10 protein-coding genes are annotated in these 17,202 nt (G+C 35.6%); 6 read left to right on the top strand and 4 right to left on the bottom strand.

Features of this window, described 5'->3' with window-relative positions; translation table 11 throughout:
* The first annotated feature begins 150 nt into the window (after positions 1 to 150).
* The 6 genes from PSA_RS22480 to PSA_RS22455 all read left to right on the top strand — a co-directional run bounded on the left by PSA_RS22480 (position 151) and on the right by PSA_RS22455 (position 7,503).
* Positions 151 to 1,869, top strand: a complete 1,719-nt coding sequence (locus PSA_RS22480) for a hypothetical protein (RefSeq protein WP_042148363.1) — start codon at positions 151 to 153, stop codon at positions 1,867 to 1,869.
* Positions 1,866 to 3,596, top strand: a complete 1,731-nt coding sequence (locus tag PSA_RS22475) for a hypothetical protein (protein ID WP_042148366.1) — start codon at positions 1,866 to 1,868, stop codon at positions 3,594 to 3,596. Before PSA_RS22480 ends, PSA_RS22475 begins: the two co-directional genes overlap by 4 nt.
* Before the next feature lie 396 nt (positions 3,597 to 3,992).
* A complete protein-coding gene (locus PSA_RS22470) occupies positions 3,993 to 4,538 on the top strand; it encodes a GbsR/MarR family transcriptional regulator (RefSeq protein WP_042148369.1) in 546 nt (181 codons plus the stop codon).
* A gap of 114 nt (positions 4,539 to 4,652) precedes the next feature.
* Positions 4,653 to 6,017, top strand: a complete 1,365-nt coding sequence (locus tag PSA_RS22465; RefSeq protein WP_042148372.1) for a cytochrome ubiquinol oxidase subunit I — start codon at positions 4,653 to 4,655, stop codon at positions 6,015 to 6,017.
* 3 nt (positions 6,018 to 6,020) lie between these two features.
* The gene (gene cydB / locus PSA_RS22460; protein WP_042148375.1) at positions 6,021 to 7,019 is read left to right on the top strand and encodes a cytochrome d ubiquinol oxidase subunit II; all 999 of its coding nucleotides are present in this window, start codon (positions 6,021 to 6,023) and stop codon (positions 7,017 to 7,019) included.
* A 301-nt stretch (positions 7,020 to 7,320) separates the two neighbouring features.
* On the top strand, positions 7,321 to 7,503 hold the full coding sequence (locus PSA_RS22455; RefSeq protein WP_042148378.1) for a hypothetical protein: 183 nt from the start codon (positions 7,321 to 7,323) through the stop codon (positions 7,501 to 7,503).
* A 56-nt stretch (positions 7,504 to 7,559) separates the two neighbouring features.
* Here PSA_RS22455 and PSA_RS22450 read toward each other — a convergent pair whose 3' ends face one another.
* From PSA_RS22450 to PSA_RS22435, 4 genes are all read right to left on the bottom strand, one after another.
* A complete protein-coding gene (locus PSA_RS22450) occupies positions 7,560 to 10,103 on the bottom strand; it encodes a glycoside hydrolase family 3 protein (RefSeq protein WP_042148379.1) in 2,544 nt (847 codons plus the stop codon).
* Between the two features lies 1 nt (position 10,104).
* Entirely contained in the window at positions 10,105 to 11,361 is a 1,257-nt protein-coding gene (locus tag PSA_RS22445) for a sugar MFS transporter (RefSeq protein ID WP_127924176.1), read from the bottom strand.
* An 88-nt stretch (positions 11,362 to 11,449) separates the two neighbouring features.
* Positions 11,450 to 14,425 (bottom strand): TonB-dependent receptor, encoded by a 2,976-nt coding sequence (locus tag PSA_RS22440; protein WP_042148553.1) that lies wholly within the window; start codon positions 14,423 to 14,425, stop codon positions 11,450 to 11,452.
* A gap of 67 nt (positions 14,426 to 14,492) precedes the next feature.
* Positions 14,493 to 17,159 carry a glycoside hydrolase family 16 protein gene (locus PSA_RS22435; RefSeq protein ID WP_042148382.1) on the bottom strand — a complete coding sequence of 889 codons (2,667 nt, stop codon included), beginning with the start codon at positions 17,157 to 17,159 and terminating at the stop codon, positions 14,493 to 14,495.
* Positions 17,160 to 17,202: the final 43 nt, after the last annotated feature.

Raw genomic sequence — 17,202 nt, 5'->3', positions numbered from 1 at the left:
TTATTTTTAGAATAATTAAACTGCCAAAGACACCTAGACCTAATTAGGCTATAAAGTTTATGCCTATTGAGTAATCTCGTATAAATTCATTTCAATAATAGTAAAAAAGTGATGTAATTATCAGAATTTAAAGATGTTAATGGACTAACAGTGTCATATTTAGATGAAATTTTAGAAAGTGCCAATCAAGGCAATATTAAAAATTTTTTACTTCATGAAAAACATTTGGATCATGAAGAAACAATCAACATTGCAAATAAAATTGTAAAACTTCATAACGATAATATATTCAATTTAAATTTTATGCTCTCTGAAATTGATATATCAAAGAACGAGGAAGCCAACTCTCATACTATTCGAAAAATTTACAATAAAGCTCTGTCTCATTTACAATCGCCTATATCTGAAGTAATTAATTGTATTAATCATTTATCAAAAAGTAACTCTTATATATCTAATTGCTATTGGGCTAGGGATGGGTTGATAAATTACTTCAAAGAAAATTCTAAGGATTTAGTAAGCACTTTAGAAATTATTAAAAGTGGAATAGAGCCTAAGTTAGACTCTGATTTATTAGTTTTTTTCCTAACTGCTTACTACGAGATTAGCTATGAAGAATATATAGCTATAACTAATAAACTATTACGTTCCAAAGTAGATTTTCATCGTAAAAGTGCCATAGAATCAATGTTTTTATATAGTTTAAAAACTCAAAAAGAAATAGATAACTTCAAAATCCCTGAGCTAATAAAACAGTTTAATACAGAGAGCTCCGAAAATATCAAGTCAGAACTAATTAATGTTATATTTTGGATATCACAATTCAAAAAGGATACATCGTATGATGAAGTTTTATCAATCATTCCTGAGAAAGATAACGTAGAACTATTTGAAGTTTTTTTTAATAACATTTCTCATCACCAAACCTACCTAAATAAGGATCTGATTTTTAAGGTTGTGAAATTAATTCATGGTAATTTTATCGATAAGACTCAATTTGTAGCTAACTTAGATCTATTTTTATATGGCCTATTAAATGGTAATGATGATTTTTATCCGTCAAAAATTTTTTTTGAATTTATTAAAAATAATCAGTCAATTAATATTGATTTATTTTCAAGTTTTTCACATAAAATAGCAGAAAATCCAAAAGCTTATTCTTATTTACTTACAAAACTATTTTTATCTAAAGAGTACCGATTATCAAAAATTGCGTATCAATTGATAAGTCAAAAAAATAACAAAAATTTAGAGATAGAATATATTTCAGAATTGGAACAACAAAATCCAATTAAAGCTGCTAAAAAAGCCTTTGGCTGGCTTTTCACACATCCGATAACTATAGCTAGTTACTTAGTTTCAATTCTAAAAATAGTAGATGAAAAAAGCCAAATAGAAGTAGAAAAACTTTTATTCGATCCTCTACTGATCAGCTACCCTGGTGAGTTAGGTAAATATTTAAATCTTATAATTGAAAAAAAAGATCCTGAAATAAGTCATAAACTAGAAATATTGAAATCTAAAATGGAACAACATTCCTTGCAGCTAAGGCAGATCCACATTCCTGAACTATTTGCTCCCCTTAGCCATTATGAGCAACACAATAACTATATGAACCAACAGTTTGAAAAAGGTTTTGAAGAAGCCCCAAAAGGAGCACTTACTGAACTATTTTTTTCTAATAAAGTACACCTACTTTACTCGAATAAAATGATAACTCAATATACTCCCTCTACAGGAAAGACGGTTAGATCAGAACATGAACTTCACCCTCATAGCTTTTCAATGGAACTACCTCAACTAGAAACTTTAGACCCTATAAACCTTAACTATATGCTTTGTGCTTTTAGAAATGGAGAATTTGAATGAAACTAATCATAAAGGAGTATTTAGGGCTATTACAGGAAAGAGAGGAGTTAGATGCTATTTTGCCTGACTTATTAAGTCAAATGGGCCTAAATGTATATACGAAGCCAATGCGTGGCACCCCTGAATTTGGCGTAGATATAGCAGCTGTAGGGTCAATCAATAATGGAGTTGAGAGTGTTTATCTATTCTCAGTAAAAGAAGGAAATTTAACTCGCGCCACTTGGTTTTCTAGCTCTCTTCAATCCCTGAAACCATCATTAGAACAAATATTAGATGCCTACATACCTTCTCGAATTCCACCTGAACATTTAAATAAGCCTATAGTGATCTGCCCATGTTTTGGTGGAGATGTAAACACGAATGTTAAGCAAGATCTCTCTGGCTACGAAAAGCGAAATACTCAAGGAAATATTAGTTTTGAAAACTGGAACGGGGACAAACTTGCTGGTTATATAGAGGAGTATCTATTAAACGAAGAGTTATTGAGCTCTCCCCTTCAATCACTTTTTAGAAAGTCACTTGCACTAATAGATAATCCAGAATCTTCAATAAAACACTTTATTATATTGCTGAATAAGATTTTAGAACATGAAAGTATTGTTGAGCCTAAAAGATTGAGTCAAATAAATGTCTGTTTATGGATATTATATTCTTGGGGTCGTGATCTTGGAAACATAGAAACGGCATACCTTGCTGCCGAAAAAAGTATCTTATTCGCTTGGGAAATAGCGAAAAAAGATCAAGGTAAAAACAATAAAAATATAAAAGCATATTATTCTATATTAAATACATATAATAAAATTTCATCTGACTATATTGAAAATAAAATACTGCCTTATACGAATATAAAACATGGGATATCTGTAGCTATTGGTTTACAAAGCGACGTAAGTGTTAATTTGAAGTTATTCGATTTGTTAAGCCGACTTGCTATTTATGGTCTTCATTTACAAAATGAACTTTTAGCCATAAAACCTGAAGAAAACAAAAACATTATTGATAAAATAAAAAAGTGTACTAGCTCGATTAAAGAAATGATAATTAACAACCCATTATTATTATCTCCTTATAAAGACGACCAAGCTATAGACATATTCTTAGCTCTTTATTTGTTAAGTTATGATAGCGAACATGATTCTTTTGTTGCAGAATGGATTTCACATCTAATTAACTTGTCATTTATTAGCTATACAGGTAATGCTAAATATCCATCAAATATTAATAAGTTTTATGAGCTTTTGGAACATCCAGCATCAACGGATATAAAGTATAAACATAAAGTTACTAAAGCAAGCATTCTTTATCCTACATTAGCTATCTTTTCGGCATTATATAAACTTGATAATTTAAATGATGAAATTTTGAAGTTTGTAAATCAACATTTTCAACACTGTACTATGTTATATTGGTATCCTAAAGATGACTCAGAGCATCACTTTTATATTAAAAATAAATTGCATGGGGCAGAACTCACCTCGATTCAACTAGATAAAGACAAGCTTCTAGCTCAAGTATTCAACGAATGTCAAAACTCTAATGATTTTTTTAATTTATCCATTATAAAACAGAACCTTGAACCTATTTTACTAACTGCTTGTCGTTCAAACAGAACACCAGTTCCATTGCATGTGCTATGTGATTTCTATGAAAGTAGCTTCATTAATAATAAAGAAACTACAAAACAAATAAAGACAGATATACAACCTTTGAATTCTAATACAGTGTAATAAGAGGAATAACATTAAACTCTATAAAATTAAAATACGGTTTTAGCCAGTAACAAAATATATTCTAAAAGTGATAAGTTGAACGGCAACCAGTTTAAATAACAATTAAAGTTAGCTCTGATTTTCTGTTCTAACTTTATTCGTACAAGATACAACCAACAACTATTAATCTGAGCTTTATGATTTTAAACTTATTAAGTTTGCTCTATTACTCAAAAGCACTTTCTACTGATTGATTACAAAATCCGTCTAACACCACACTCACTTCCCAAAAAACCTAAAGAACAAGAATCTAGTTTTGAAAGAATATTCCCAATTCTACTAAAAAAAGCTTGATCTAAATCAATAAGAGTTTAAACTTTCAGAAAATACTGAAACTTCAGAAATTAAAATACAATGATAATGACAGCTAAAATTGAATCGTTTGTAATGCATTGTGGCGAAATGGGCAGTCGCTGGGGGTTTAACCGTACGGTTGGGCAAATGTATGGTTTATTAATCATTTATGAAGAAGCGCTTAGTGCGGTGCAAATATCTGAAGCACTTAATATTTCTCGCGGTAATGTCAGTATGGGCATTAAAGAGTTACAGTCGTGGCGTTTAGTGCAAGTGCATCATAAACCAAAAGATCGTAAAGAATATTACTCACCAGCAGGCTCAATTTGGGAAATGGCTACTCGTGTATTTGAAGAGCGTCGCAAACGCGAAGTTGACCCTACTCTATCATTGCTTCGTGATAATTTATTAGATGAACCAGGCAATCAGCAAGAACAATACGCGCAAGATAAAATGCATGAAATACATGACTTACTTGAAACTATCACACATTGGGCTGGTGAATTACAAACAATGACCCCTGATAAACTCAATACTTTAATGAAACTTGGTGCTGGGGTTAGTAAAGTCATCGATATGAAAGACAAGTTCATGAAAAATGGTTAAGCCCAGTGCTTAGCCATTTTTAATGAGATTATTTAAATATTATAGAAATCGTCACCTTAAAACTTAGAGCCAATTAACACAGTGTCGTGCTTAATATGGTTTATGGAGTAAGTTATGTTAGAAACCTTAATGCTCTCACGCATACAGTTTGCAGCAAATATTAGTTTTCATATCCTGTTCCCTACAATTACCATCGCATTAAGTTGGTTTTTGTTTTATTTCAAATTACGTTTTGATCAAACTGCCGATCCAGTTTGGATGCGTGCTTATCGTTTTTGGGTCAAAATTTTTGCTTTAACTTTTGCGATCGGTGTAGTTAGTGGTATTACCATGTCTTTTCAATTTGGTACTAATTGGCCAAAGTTTATGGAAACCGTTGGTAATATTGCAGGGCCTTTACTCGGTTATGAAGTGCTAACCGCTTTCTTTTTAGAGGCTGGATTCTTAGGCATTATGCTATTTGGCATTAATAAAGTATCAGCGAGAGTTCATACTATTTCAACTTTAATTGTAGCAATAGGTACAAGCTTATCTGCATTTTGGATTTTAGCTTTAAATTCATGGATGCAAACGCCGCAAGGTCATGAAATTCGTGATGGTGTTGCTTTTCCTGTAGATTGGCTGGCAATCATTTTTAATCCTTCATTCCCTTATAGACTCATGCATATGTTGATTGCATCTGGTTTAACTGCTGCGTTTTTAGTTGCAGGGATAAGTGCGTATCGCTTATTAAAAGGTGACGATAAACAAGCACCTAAATTAACTTTAAAAATAGCTTTAACCGTTGCTGCATTGCTTACACCATTACAAGTTTTTGTAGGTGATATGCACGGTTTAAATACCCTAGAACATCAGCCACAAAAAATCGCGGCAATGGAAGGTGTATGGCACACCGAAAAAGGCGCACCATTATTGTTGTTTGCTGTGCCAGATGAAGAACAAAAAACCAATCATTTTGAAATTGCTATTCCTAATATGGCTAGTTTTATATTAACTCATGATTTAAATGGTGAAATAAAAGGTTTGAACGAATTTGAAGGTAATCACCCTCCAGTGGCACCTGTATTTTTTGCTTTTAGACTTATGGTAGGTCTTGGTATGTTAATGCTTGCAATCGCTTGGTTTAGCCGAATTCAGTTATGGCGTAAAAAGCAATTACCTCCTTGGTTACTCAAAGCCTTAGTTGCTATGAGTTTCTCTGGCTGGGTTGCGACACTCGCTGGTTGGTATGTGACCGAAATTGGCCGTCAACCTTGGTTAGTGACAGGCGTGCTAACAATAAAAGATGCTGCAACCGATATCGCAGCAGAAAACGTGGGCTTTACTTTAATTATGTATCTGACTTTATACGTTGTTATTTTGGTTGCATATCTACATACCGTTTTCACTATGGCTGGCCGAGCTGTAGAAATTGAAGAAATAAGCGATGATGAAAAAGTAAAACCGGTTGTTTATCTTCATAATGTAGTTAAGGGGTAGATTATGTTTGAAGAAAATACATTAGCAGTCGTCTTTGTCTCACTTATGGGTTTATCTGTTCTACTTTATGCCATTTTGGATGGCTTTGACTTAGGTGTAGGTGTTTTACTCCCCCTAGATCAAAAAGATGATGCAGATACCATGATAGCTTCAATTGGTCCTTTTTGGGATGCCAATGAAACTTGGTTAGTTTTGGCTGTTGGGTTATTACTTATTGCATTTCCAGCAGCACATAGCTTTGTATTTAAAGAGCTATATTTACCGACCGCAGTATTATTGATAAGCCTAGTGCTACGTGGTGTCGCTTTTGACTTTAGAGCAAAAGCAGCGTTTAGCCATAAACCCACATGGAACAAAGTGTTTAAAGCAGGTTCTTTATTTGCAGCTTTAAGCCAAGGTTATATGTTAGGCATGTATGTTATGGGGTTTGAAAGTACATTGGCTGCATATAGCTTTAGTTTACTCAGTGCGTTTGGTGTTGCTGCAGCATATAGTTATATTGGTGCATGCTGGTTAATCATGAAAACTGAAGGAGACTTGCAAATTCAAGCAGTTGAGTGGGCTAAAAAATCTGGATTAATTTGTTTTCTCGGTGTCCTTGCAGTATCACTGGTAAACCCTTTGATCAATCCAGAAGTTTACGCAAAATGGTTTTCTTGGCCTAATACCTTCTATATTTTACCGCTGCCGATCATTTGCTTTGCGTTGTTTATATTTAGCTACATACAATTAAAGCAGTTACCTAAAGTTAATGACAAAGGATGCTGGCGCCCATTTGTGGCTGCTGTTGTTATATTTACTTTATGTTTTTTTGGTTTAGCCTTTAGCTTCTTTCCTTATATAGTGCCAAATAAATTAACAATTTGGGAAACTGCCGCAGCGCCTGAGTCTTTAAGCTTTTTATTATGGGGCACCATAATAGTTGTACCAGTTATCTTTAGTTATACAGCATTTTCCTACCGCGTATTCTGGGGGAAAGTGCAAGAGCTAAGATATCATTAATTAAACAATCCAGAAAAAACAACCCAACCATCAAAAGCCAGTTGTCTACTGGCTTTTTTATTACGGTGAAGTTACATATCATTTCTAGTAATTAAAATATTAAAGCTTTGCGTAAATAAGAAATTGCCATCGATATTTATTCAATAATTTTAATAAATAATTAAGTCTTGACAGCATAATTTTTTGCTAACTATCAATCAAAATCATGGCTTGATGCACTTTTTTTTTTGGTAATTTAATAAAAAGTTTAGCCTAACAGCGACTCCCACCTTGATCACAAAAAAATTATAGCAATGGTGTCATGTTATTCCCTCAAACGGATCGCGTTAATATAGGTCATTCAGGAAGACAAGCCGGTGCAGGTTCTATGGTTGTACTTGATGTTAAGGATAATATATCTATTGCCATTTTAGCTAATGTAAAAGGATATAATGGAGAACTTCAGTTAATTGAAAAAATTCTACCTTTAATTAAAGTGCGTTAGGCAAACATAAATTAACAGAGGAAATTAAGTCGCCTCTGCTTATTTATCAAATAGATCTAATGACAATTAATAGTTTCAAATTCCTCATTTGACTCAAAACGAATATCACTAATAGATAAATCTAACATTGCAGCAGTACTCAGCTTAAGTGCTGTAATATTTTCAGTTAACAGAGATTCATTATTTGTAAAACATTTTGTATCTATTGATAAGTCAGACCATTGTCCTTTTGGTAATAAAGCCAGCTTTTGACTTATATCCTGCTGCATTACACAGCCAGCTGAATCAATTGAATTTTTATCACAATTTAAATTAATATGAACCGGTGCTATTACCTTACTTTCTCTTTTCATATTCAGTAATAATCGTGAATGCTTTATTAAACTCGTACTTAACCTTTCAGAGCCCTTGACCTTATGATTAAACTCAACACCAGCGTGTTTGCTTCCATCAAACTCAATTCTAAAAGCATCTTCTTGTACTTTTTTATCTACCGTTCTGTATTTAATCCCAGGCAAAGTTACTGTATTTGAAGCGATTGCTATAATTTGTTTATCAGAAACTAAACTCACGATCCATGGCTCGACTATTTTACCTGTAAAGATATGCAATCCAGCAGTTTGACCTTTAGTAAAATCAAATGTTTCTAATAAGTTATCAGCCAGTAGGTTTTTATCCCCATATTGCAAACCAAAACCATATGGTAATAATGGTTGATATTTCTCATCATTAAGATTAACAATTTGCTCCGGTGTTTTAGGCCAAGAAAATGATAACTTTCCTTTAAAATCATGCTGAATACGATTCTCTTGATCCATCAACAATACATCTGCAATTGCTTTGCCTTCAGAGCCTGGTAACCAAGCAGCTAAAAACGCATCACTGGCATTGAGCTCTGCATTTACCCACATAGGGCGGCCGCTTATAAAAATAGAAACAACAGGTATTCCTTGTGCTTTAAGTTTATGAAGTAATTTTAAGTCTGATTTAATTCCTTTTTGATATGCTAAATCTTCAATATCACCTTGCCCTTCGGCATAGGGCTCTTCACCAAAAACCACCACTGCAACATCAGGTTTTTCTGTAAAGCTGCCATCTTCACTCAAAACAATCTGGCCACCAGCGGCTTTAACTTGTTCAGCTAAACCATCATAAATAGAACTGCCTCCAGGGAAATCTGCATTAACATTATTTGTGCCTTGCCAAGTAATAGTCCATCCACCCGATTGCTTGCCAATATTATGCGCTGCATCCCCTGCGACTAATAAATTTATCTTAGGTGACAAAGGTAATAGGTTATCTTTATTTTTTAATAGAACAAGAGACTCTCTTACTGCTTGTTGTGCAATTTTCCTATGTGCTTTACTACCAATTAGCTCGGTTTTTCCTGATAAAACACGTTTAGCCGGACTTGGTTTGTCAAATAAACCCGCGCGTACTTTTACACGTAAAATCCGAGAAACGGCATCATCAATTCTCGATTGTGATATCTCACCCTCCTCAACTTGTTTTAGGGTATTTTCAAGTAAAGGTCTCCAAGCATTTGTTGGCACCATAAAGATATCGAGCCCAGAATTTACTGCTTGTGGGCAACTTTCATTGCTACAGCCTTTCACTTGACCGTGGCCATTCCAATCACCTACAACAAAACCATCAAAGCCCATTTGTTTTTTTAATACGTTAGTTAATAAATATTTATTCCCGTGCGCTTTTCGTCCTTTCCAACTATTAAATGACGCCATAACTGATTGTGCGCCAGCAGTTAAACCGCCAATATAACCTTGCCCATGAATGTCGTGTAAAGCTTGCTCTGAAGCAATATTATTACCTTGGTCATCGCCATCCATTGTACCGCCATCACCAATAAAGTGCTTCACTGTGCTGATCACTTTATCGTCGCCTAAAAAGTTATTATCAGCAGTACCTTGCAGGCCTTTCACTATGGCACTTGCATATGTTTTTACTATTTTAGGATCTTCAGAATACCCTTCATAAGTTCTACCCCATCGGTCATCTCGTACAGTAGCAACAGTAGGTGCAAATACCCAATCAATACCTGTAACCATGACTTCTGTTGCTGTTACTTGCGCAATTTTTTTTATTAAAGCTGGATTGTTTGCCGCACCTAAACCAATATTGTGAGGAAAGAGTGTTGCACCTATTACATTATTGTGACCATGAACAGCATCCGTCCCCCACATAGTAGGAATAGATGAGCCATCTATTGAATCATCTATTGATGCCTGGTACATATCTTCAGCTAGTTTTATCCAATCTTGTGGTGTCGCGTGTTTATCGGAATTAGGAAATGACCCCCCACCATTTAAATATGAGCCAAAACCATAATTACGCATATCTTCAACTGTAATATCACGTATTTCAGGCTGGATCATTTGTGCTACTTTTTGTTCTAATGTCATATTAGATAAAAGTTGTTCAACTTTAATTTCAACATTTTCATCTTTAGGTACTTGTGAAACTATTTTTGGCCAAATTGCTTTTTTATCTTCAACTTTTTGAAAGCGTTCGTTTTCTACAGAGCATCCAACCAAGCTTGAAACTACCATTATACTGAGCAACGATTGTTTATTAATGTTCATCCTAAGTTCCTTCTTTTAAAGTCATCATAGGTTTTGAACCTATTAATCCGTAATACGCTATATACACATAACAAAATACTGGAAGAATAAATGACAGTTGTACTCCCAAAAAATCAGCTAATATGCCTTGAACTAAAGGAATTATTGCACCGCCAACAATCGCTAAACATAAAACCCCAGCACCATGACTGGCAGCATCACCCAAATCATTAATAGCTAAACTAAATATTGTTGGAAACATAATTGAGTTAAATAAACCAACTGCTAAAATTGACCACATAGCAACTGAACCATCTAACACGACAGCCAGTAATATTAATATAATTGAACATGCACCATTAAAAGCCAGTACTGTTCCTGCTGCAATACGCTGCATTACAATTGCACCAATAAAACGGCCCACCATAGCACCGCCCCAATAATAAGCGATGTAATTAGCTGCTTGTGACTCAGCCATACCAGCAATACCCGGCTCTGCTAAAAAGTTAATTAAAAAGCTGCCAATAGCCACTTCTGCGCCTACATATAAAAAGATGCCTAAAGCACCTAATTTCAAATGACTAAAATGCCATGATTTTTGTATTGACTGCTGCACATGTTCTTTTTGTCCTAAATTAGGCAGTTTTAAATAAGCAAAAATGATAGCTAATATAAGTAAAGAAAGAGCTAGAAATATATATGGAGTTTGCACAGCTGAAGGATCGGCAATAACATGTTCAGCACCATTGAAAATAAGCCAGGCTCCAAAAAATGGTGCCACTGTAGTACCTAATGCATTAAAAGCTTGCGTCATGGTAAGGCGTGATGAAGCTGTTTTACTTGGGCCAAGTGCACTGACATATGGATTAGCAGAGACCTGTAAAATTGTAATACCCGAAGCTAAAACAAATAATGCGAGTAAAAACAGTGAATATTTTTCTAGTAGTGATGCTGGATAGAATAATAAACAGCCAACACTTGCAATACTTAAACCTGCTACTATGCCTTTTTTAAAACCTATTTTACCCACCAAATTGCCCGCTGGCAGTGAAACAATAAAGTATGCGCCAAAAAAACAAAACTGAACCAACATTGCTTGGGTATAAGTTAAATCAAATGCCCCTCTTAAATAAGGGATCAAAATATCATTCAAACAAGTTATAAAACCCCACATAAAAAAAAGAGATGTTAACGAAACCAATGCAAATCTGTTATTTTTATTTGTAGATGCTGAATTTAAGGCATCTTGCTGCGCGAGATTCACTGACATGCCAGCCATAATAAAAATTCCTTTAAGTTAAAATTAATAAAATAATATGAAGAAAAATTGCCGCTCAGTGTGCAAACTGAACGACAAAGGTTGGGGTTTATTTAAAACTGTATCGCGCACCTAACACATAGCGAGGCCCATATTGACGTGCAAACAAGAACTGTTCTTCGTATCGGCCAAAGCCTTGTTCAGTTTCATTATTTAGATTTAATCCTTCAAAAAATACAGTGATATTATCATTCACATTATAATTAACACTCATATCCCACTGACCAAATGACTTTGCAAATTGTGGCGGGTTATCTGATGAACCTTGATCTTGACCAACACCAATTAAGTATTCATCTCGCCATGCATAAGTGACTTTTACAGACCAATCATCTTTCTCATAAAAAGCTTGGAAATTTGCTGAGTCACTTAAACCTGTTAAAGGGGTTTGTTGCTCTAAACTGTCAACATCAAATTCAACATCACCCTCTACAAATGTGGCATTAACACCCACACCAAAGCCTGATTCACCAAATAAATGCACGACTGCCAATTCAAAGCCATCAACTTGTTTATCATCCTTACTATTAAAAGGACGAGAAATATCCCAAGTCATCAAAGGATCATTAGCATTTGGCTCGATATAACCTTGGCTATTTAATGTTGCACCATTGGCTTGCATTTGCGCAAAAATAGCGTCATTTGTTGCTTGTTCACCACGTCCTATTATGTCCGCTTCAGCTTGCTGCCAGCGAGGCCCTTCATAAATATCATGGAAACCCGCTATATTTGTTTTAACTTTCTGATTACCAATAAAGTTTTTAACATTCTTTTTAAAGTAACCGATGGCTGCGTAGCTACCTGGTGAATAGTAATACTCTAATGATAAATCAAAATTAGTTGATTCAAACGGCATTAAATTAGTATTACCTTCAGTGCCATTTCTAGAACCAATTTTAGGACTAGAAGAAAGTTGGCGACCACCCGCTAAATCACCTAGAGGTGCTCTTGAAATTGTTTTACCCCAAGATACCCGCCCAACAAGTTCTTCAGTTAAGTCAACTTTCATATCTATCATAGGCAAAAAGACATCATGCTCCCCCGTTAAAACAAGTGTATTACTATCACCATCTAGATATTGAGTATGCCATTCACTTCCGCCTTTCCACCAAACTGAAGTGGGGACATCTTGCAGTACATTACTAGTAACCGATGTTTCCTCATAACGTACACCAACATTCAGTTGAATAGGGAGCTGGGATATTTCAAATTCCCATAGTGATTGTATGTAAATGCTATCGGTATCTTCTTTAACTGAACTTGCAGAATAAGTACCCATATCATGGTAAGCCGTAGTAGCAAAATAATCATCGCCACCCAATTGAGCATTCGTTAAAAATGCCTCTGAGCGTGCAACAACTTCATCAAAATCAAATGAGTAATAATAGTTAGGCGATAAGTTACTACCGCCACCGCTAAATTCATCTAAAAAATCATTTGTATTATTTAGCTCAAACATGCCATCAGGGAGCATTTCAGTATATGAAGGGTTAAATAAGAAACCACCAATCAAGCCACTCCAAGCATGAGAACCGCCAATGTCTTGCTCTGTGCGCACAACACCAAATTTCACATTCACTAATGGAATATCAAACGTATTATCCCAAGTGCCATGAAGTTGAAATTGATCAACAGATGACTCCCCAGGTTTATGCACAAACTGACTAAAGTGAGAATCTATTTCGCTTGGTGCTAATACTGTCGTCCCATTGTTCCAATAAATTTGTGCATGAGGAATATCACCAATGCGGTTATCATATGTTTTAGTTGTTAATTGGTCTGAACCTAAAACTAACGTGCCGGCACTACCAAGACCAGCATCACCACCATCATCGATTTTATTTTTTGAATCATGATAATCAAATTCAAAATTTAATGAATCAGTAGCCTGCCACTCTAAATTAAGGCCAATGGATCGCTCTTTTACCTCTGTTGTACTTCTAGAAGCTGAATATGAACCATCATTACCACTAATATCTGCATAAATTGCAGTCCCATGTGCATCCAATTCATAAGCATTAATATTTCCACCATAATCATTCCACATACCCCAGCCTAGCGAGTTAGTGCCTGTAGTCGCGTCTGTCGCGGTATAATCTAAAGTTAAAATTACATCATCAATTGGTGCATATTGAAATGTAATATGGCCATTGATCCGCTCTCTTTGATTATCTTCAATGCTGTAATTCATATCTCGCGGAAAATAATGCGCACCGATAGGTTTGCCCTCAGAATCTAAAGCACGTGGGTCTATGACTTTTGATGCATCTAAATCAGGTAAATCGACATTAGCCTGCCAACCTTGAATATTCGCAGATTGCTTCTGAAAATCACGTCTATGATGGGTAAATGAAGCTGCAAAACCTAAAGTGTCATCAAAAAAAGTATTACTATAAACGCCACCAATTTCAGGTGTCACATCATTACCCTCAACATTTGAAGTATCGTGTATCGCTTTTGCAGATAAAGAATACTTTTCACCAGGGCTATTAAATGGTTTCATAGTTACAATATTAACTGTAGCTCCTAAACCACCACTTGGATTTTTAGCACGTGCAGTTTTGTGTACTTCTAATGCACTTATGCCATCCGATGACAGATTTTCAAATTTATATGAACGAGAATTACCTGTGCCCGGCATTTGACGACCATTTAAGGTCACAAGATTAAAATCTGGACCAAATCCACGTACAGTTATTTCACTGCCTTCACCATTTGAGCGACTCACAGTAACACCAGTGATCCTTTGCAGTGATTCAGCTAAATTAGTATCTGGAAATTTACCCATATCTTCTGCAGATATTATATCTACGACACCCGATTCTGCCCGTTTTAAATCCGCTGATTTGATTAAACTTCCTCGAATACCCTTTACTTCAATAACTTCAATTTGTTTCACTGCTGTATTTGAATTACCTGTACTTGTGGTTTGTTCAGCTGCTATTAGCTGTGTATTAATTCCTGCAAACATAATTGCACTAATACATGCTGCTAAATGATTTTTAGAAAAGTTAAACTGTTTCATAATAATTTTACCTGTTAATGCGTTGCAACTGAGCCAATGTAATGGCTCTATTTGTAATTTCGAATGATTAAGGTGTTGTAATAACAACATTGTCTAGGCGGTAAATAGCGCCCTCACCCGTGCCCCAAGCAGGAAAAACCATTAATACATCAATTTGACTGATATCTAGCCCTGCATCAAATAGACTCTGTAATGAAAATGTATAGGTTTGCCATTGTCCAATCACTGGCGCAACTCCTTCTTGCGAAGCTGTAAGATTTAACTCAGCAAACGTATCTGCATCACCAGATTCAATTTTAAATATCCAAGTAGAATCTGGATTAATTGGTGCTTCAATTACTTTCATTTCAAATTGTACTATGCCATTACTCAGTAAATTCGAAGCATCTAAATAAACCTCTTCATCAGCCAGTAATCCCATAACGGTAGGCGCACTACCAATAATAAACTGAGCAGTCAAACCATGTTCTGTATCATCATTTTCAATTGTTGGCGTAGAACCACCACAACAATCCCAGATAGACCATTGCTCTGTCGTTTTATCATCAAATAAAACATGACCGACATAATCATCTGCCGAATTTGGATCGTATACCTTTAGATTATCAATACGATACATAGCACCTTCACCTGCGCCCCAAGCAGGAAATATCATTAATACATCAATAGCACTAACATCCAGACCAGCATTTGCTAAATCAGACAATTTGAAGGTGTAAGTTTGCCATTGGCTTACAACAGGCAGGCTCGCCTCAGCACTTTCACTAAGGGGTAACTCTGCAAATGAAGCACCGTTATCCGATTCAACCTTAAACATCCAAGCTGCATTGCTATCATTTGGCATATCAACAACTTTCATATCAAATTCAATCACGCCATTAGCTAATATCCCTGTTGCATCAAATGGTGTAGGCTTCGCATCTGGATCTGTTATATTACCTTCACGTGAAATAAAACCCATAACAGTAGGGCTTTCACCTATAGCAAATTGTGCAACTGCACCGTGTACTTCATCATCCATTTCGATTGTTGGAGTTGAGCCACCACAACAATCCCACATTGGCCAACTAGTATTTTCTACATCTTCAAATACAACTAATTGTGGTGATGCAGCTGAGTCTGCAGCAATAGATAAATTAGTAACATGATACTCGGCACCTTCACCTGTGCCCCATGCTGGAAATATCATTACAACATCAATTGCACTAGGATCTAAACCTGCATCAACTAAGCTTTGAAGCGAAAATGTATAGGTTTGCCATTGATCAATAACCGGAACTTCTCCTTCAGTACTGGTATTTAAAGGTATTTCTGCAAACGTGGTTGATCCAACACTTTCAACTTTAAGCATCCACTGAGATTCTGGATTATTTGGTGCAGATACCATTTTCATATCAAAACTCAAATTGCCATTTTCTAAAATAGGTGAGGCATCAAATGGTGTTGCTTTTCCTGCTGGATCATCTATAAATTCATCTCTTGAAATAAATCCATTTACAGTTGCCGCTGCACCCACAGAAAACGCCATAACATCGCCTTTTTCAGCATCAGTTACAATTGATGGATTTGTGCCGCCACAACAATCCCATGCAGGCCAATTAGGGTTTAACATACCTGAAAATATAGTTATATTTTGTGCAAGACCTGTTGATGGTGGCGAAGGAATGGGTGCTTTACCCACAACAAGTGCATCATCTAAGCTATCGTAGCCCGGTCTTATAGTTTCACACCCTTTGCCAGTATCTGGATTTTGAGCACATTGATAAACACGTACATAATCAATTTCAAAACGTTGACCACTAGTAAATGCACTTGCATCTACACCTAGGTTATTCACATTTTCAGGCCAATTTCCACCTACAGCAAAATTAATTATCATAAAGAATTTTTGATCAAAAGGCGCTGCATCCCAATGTGTAGATAACTCACCGGATACCAGATTATAATACTCAGCAAACCAACCTTGATGTGCTAAACCTACAGCTTGATCTTTACTGTTATAACGTACTTCTGACTGTCGTTGCGTTGCATATAAATAATCATCTAAATACCAACGAATTTCACCTTCTTGCCACTCAATTGCATATGTATGAAAATCGTCAGCTGGATTGATCCCATCTGGAATCGAGTAAGCTTTACCTGAGTGTGCATTATCAGGCCATTCTTTTCCGTAATGTAATGTACCGTAAATTTGATTTTCAACGACACCTTCATCATTTACAGTTTTAAGATTAACAGCTTCTAAAATATCGATTTCACCAGATTTAGGCCAACCACCATAAGTTTCGTCCGTTGGTAGCATCCAAAATGCTGGCCAGCTGCCTTGACCACTGGGTAGCTTAGCTTTGATTTCAAAACGGCCATATTTAAAATCAGCTTTATGCTTACTAATTAAACGCGCTGACGTATATAGCTGTTCAGCGCCCTCACCCGCAGGTAACGCTACAATATTTAGCACACCATCTACAATATAGGCGTTGTCACTGCTGTCGGTATAGCACTGTTTTTCTTGGTTGCCGCCCCCTAAGCAATTAACCTCATGTGTCCATTTATTTGAATCAATGCTACTTGCATCAAATTCATCGCTCCAAACCATTTCCCAGCCACTGTCTGGTTTTTTAATATCTATATGACTTGTGTCAGTGTTAGTTTCAACACTGCCACCACACCCTTGTATAGATGCCAGTGATGCTAAAGCACATAACTGTGTGAATTTACTGATTGTTTTATTCATAATCAAATCCAAGTACCAACTTATCTTTATTTACATCAAACAA

The sequence above is a fragment of the Pseudoalteromonas sp. '520P1 No. 423' genome, assembly GCF_001269985.1.
Classification (GTDB): Bacteria; Pseudomonadota; Gammaproteobacteria; order Enterobacterales; family Alteromonadaceae; genus Pseudoalteromonas.
Note: the sequence above shows the minus strand (reverse complement) of the source record. Positions and strands in the feature narration are given on the sequence as shown.

What these genes read in the sequence shown, in the direction of transcription:
- PSA_RS22475 (WP_042148366.1), top strand. Translation starts at nt 1,866, where the DNA reads ATGAAACTAATCATAAAGGAGTATTTAGGGCTATTACAGGAAAGAGAG.
- PSA_RS22470 (WP_042148369.1), top strand. Translation starts at nt 3,993, where the DNA reads ATGATAATGACAGCTAAAATTGAATCGTTTGTAATGCATTGTGGCGAA.
- PSA_RS22465 (WP_042148372.1), top strand. Translation starts at nt 4,653, where the DNA reads ATGTTAGAAACCTTAATGCTCTCACGCATACAGTTTGCAGCAAATATT.
- cydB (WP_042148375.1), top strand. Translation starts at nt 6,021, where the DNA reads ATGTTTGAAGAAAATACATTAGCAGTCGTCTTTGTCTCACTTATGGGT.
- PSA_RS22455 (WP_042148378.1), top strand. Translation starts at nt 7,321, where the DNA reads ATGTTATTCCCTCAAACGGATCGCGTTAATATAGGTCATTCAGGAAGA.
- PSA_RS22450 (WP_042148379.1), bottom strand. Translation starts at nt 10,103, where the DNA reads ATGAACATTAATAAACAATCGTTGCTCAGTATAATGGTAGTTTCAAGC.
- PSA_RS22445 (WP_127924176.1), bottom strand. Translation starts at nt 11,361, where the DNA reads ATGGCTGGCATGTCAGTGAATCTCGCGCAGCAAGATGCCTTAAATTCA.
- PSA_RS22440 (WP_042148553.1), bottom strand. Translation starts at nt 14,425, where the DNA reads ATGAAACAGTTTAACTTTTCTAAAAATCATTTAGCAGCATGTATTAGT.
- PSA_RS22435 (WP_042148382.1), bottom strand. Translation starts at nt 17,159, where the DNA reads ATGAATAAAACAATCAGTAAATTCACACAGTTATGTGCTTTAGCATCA.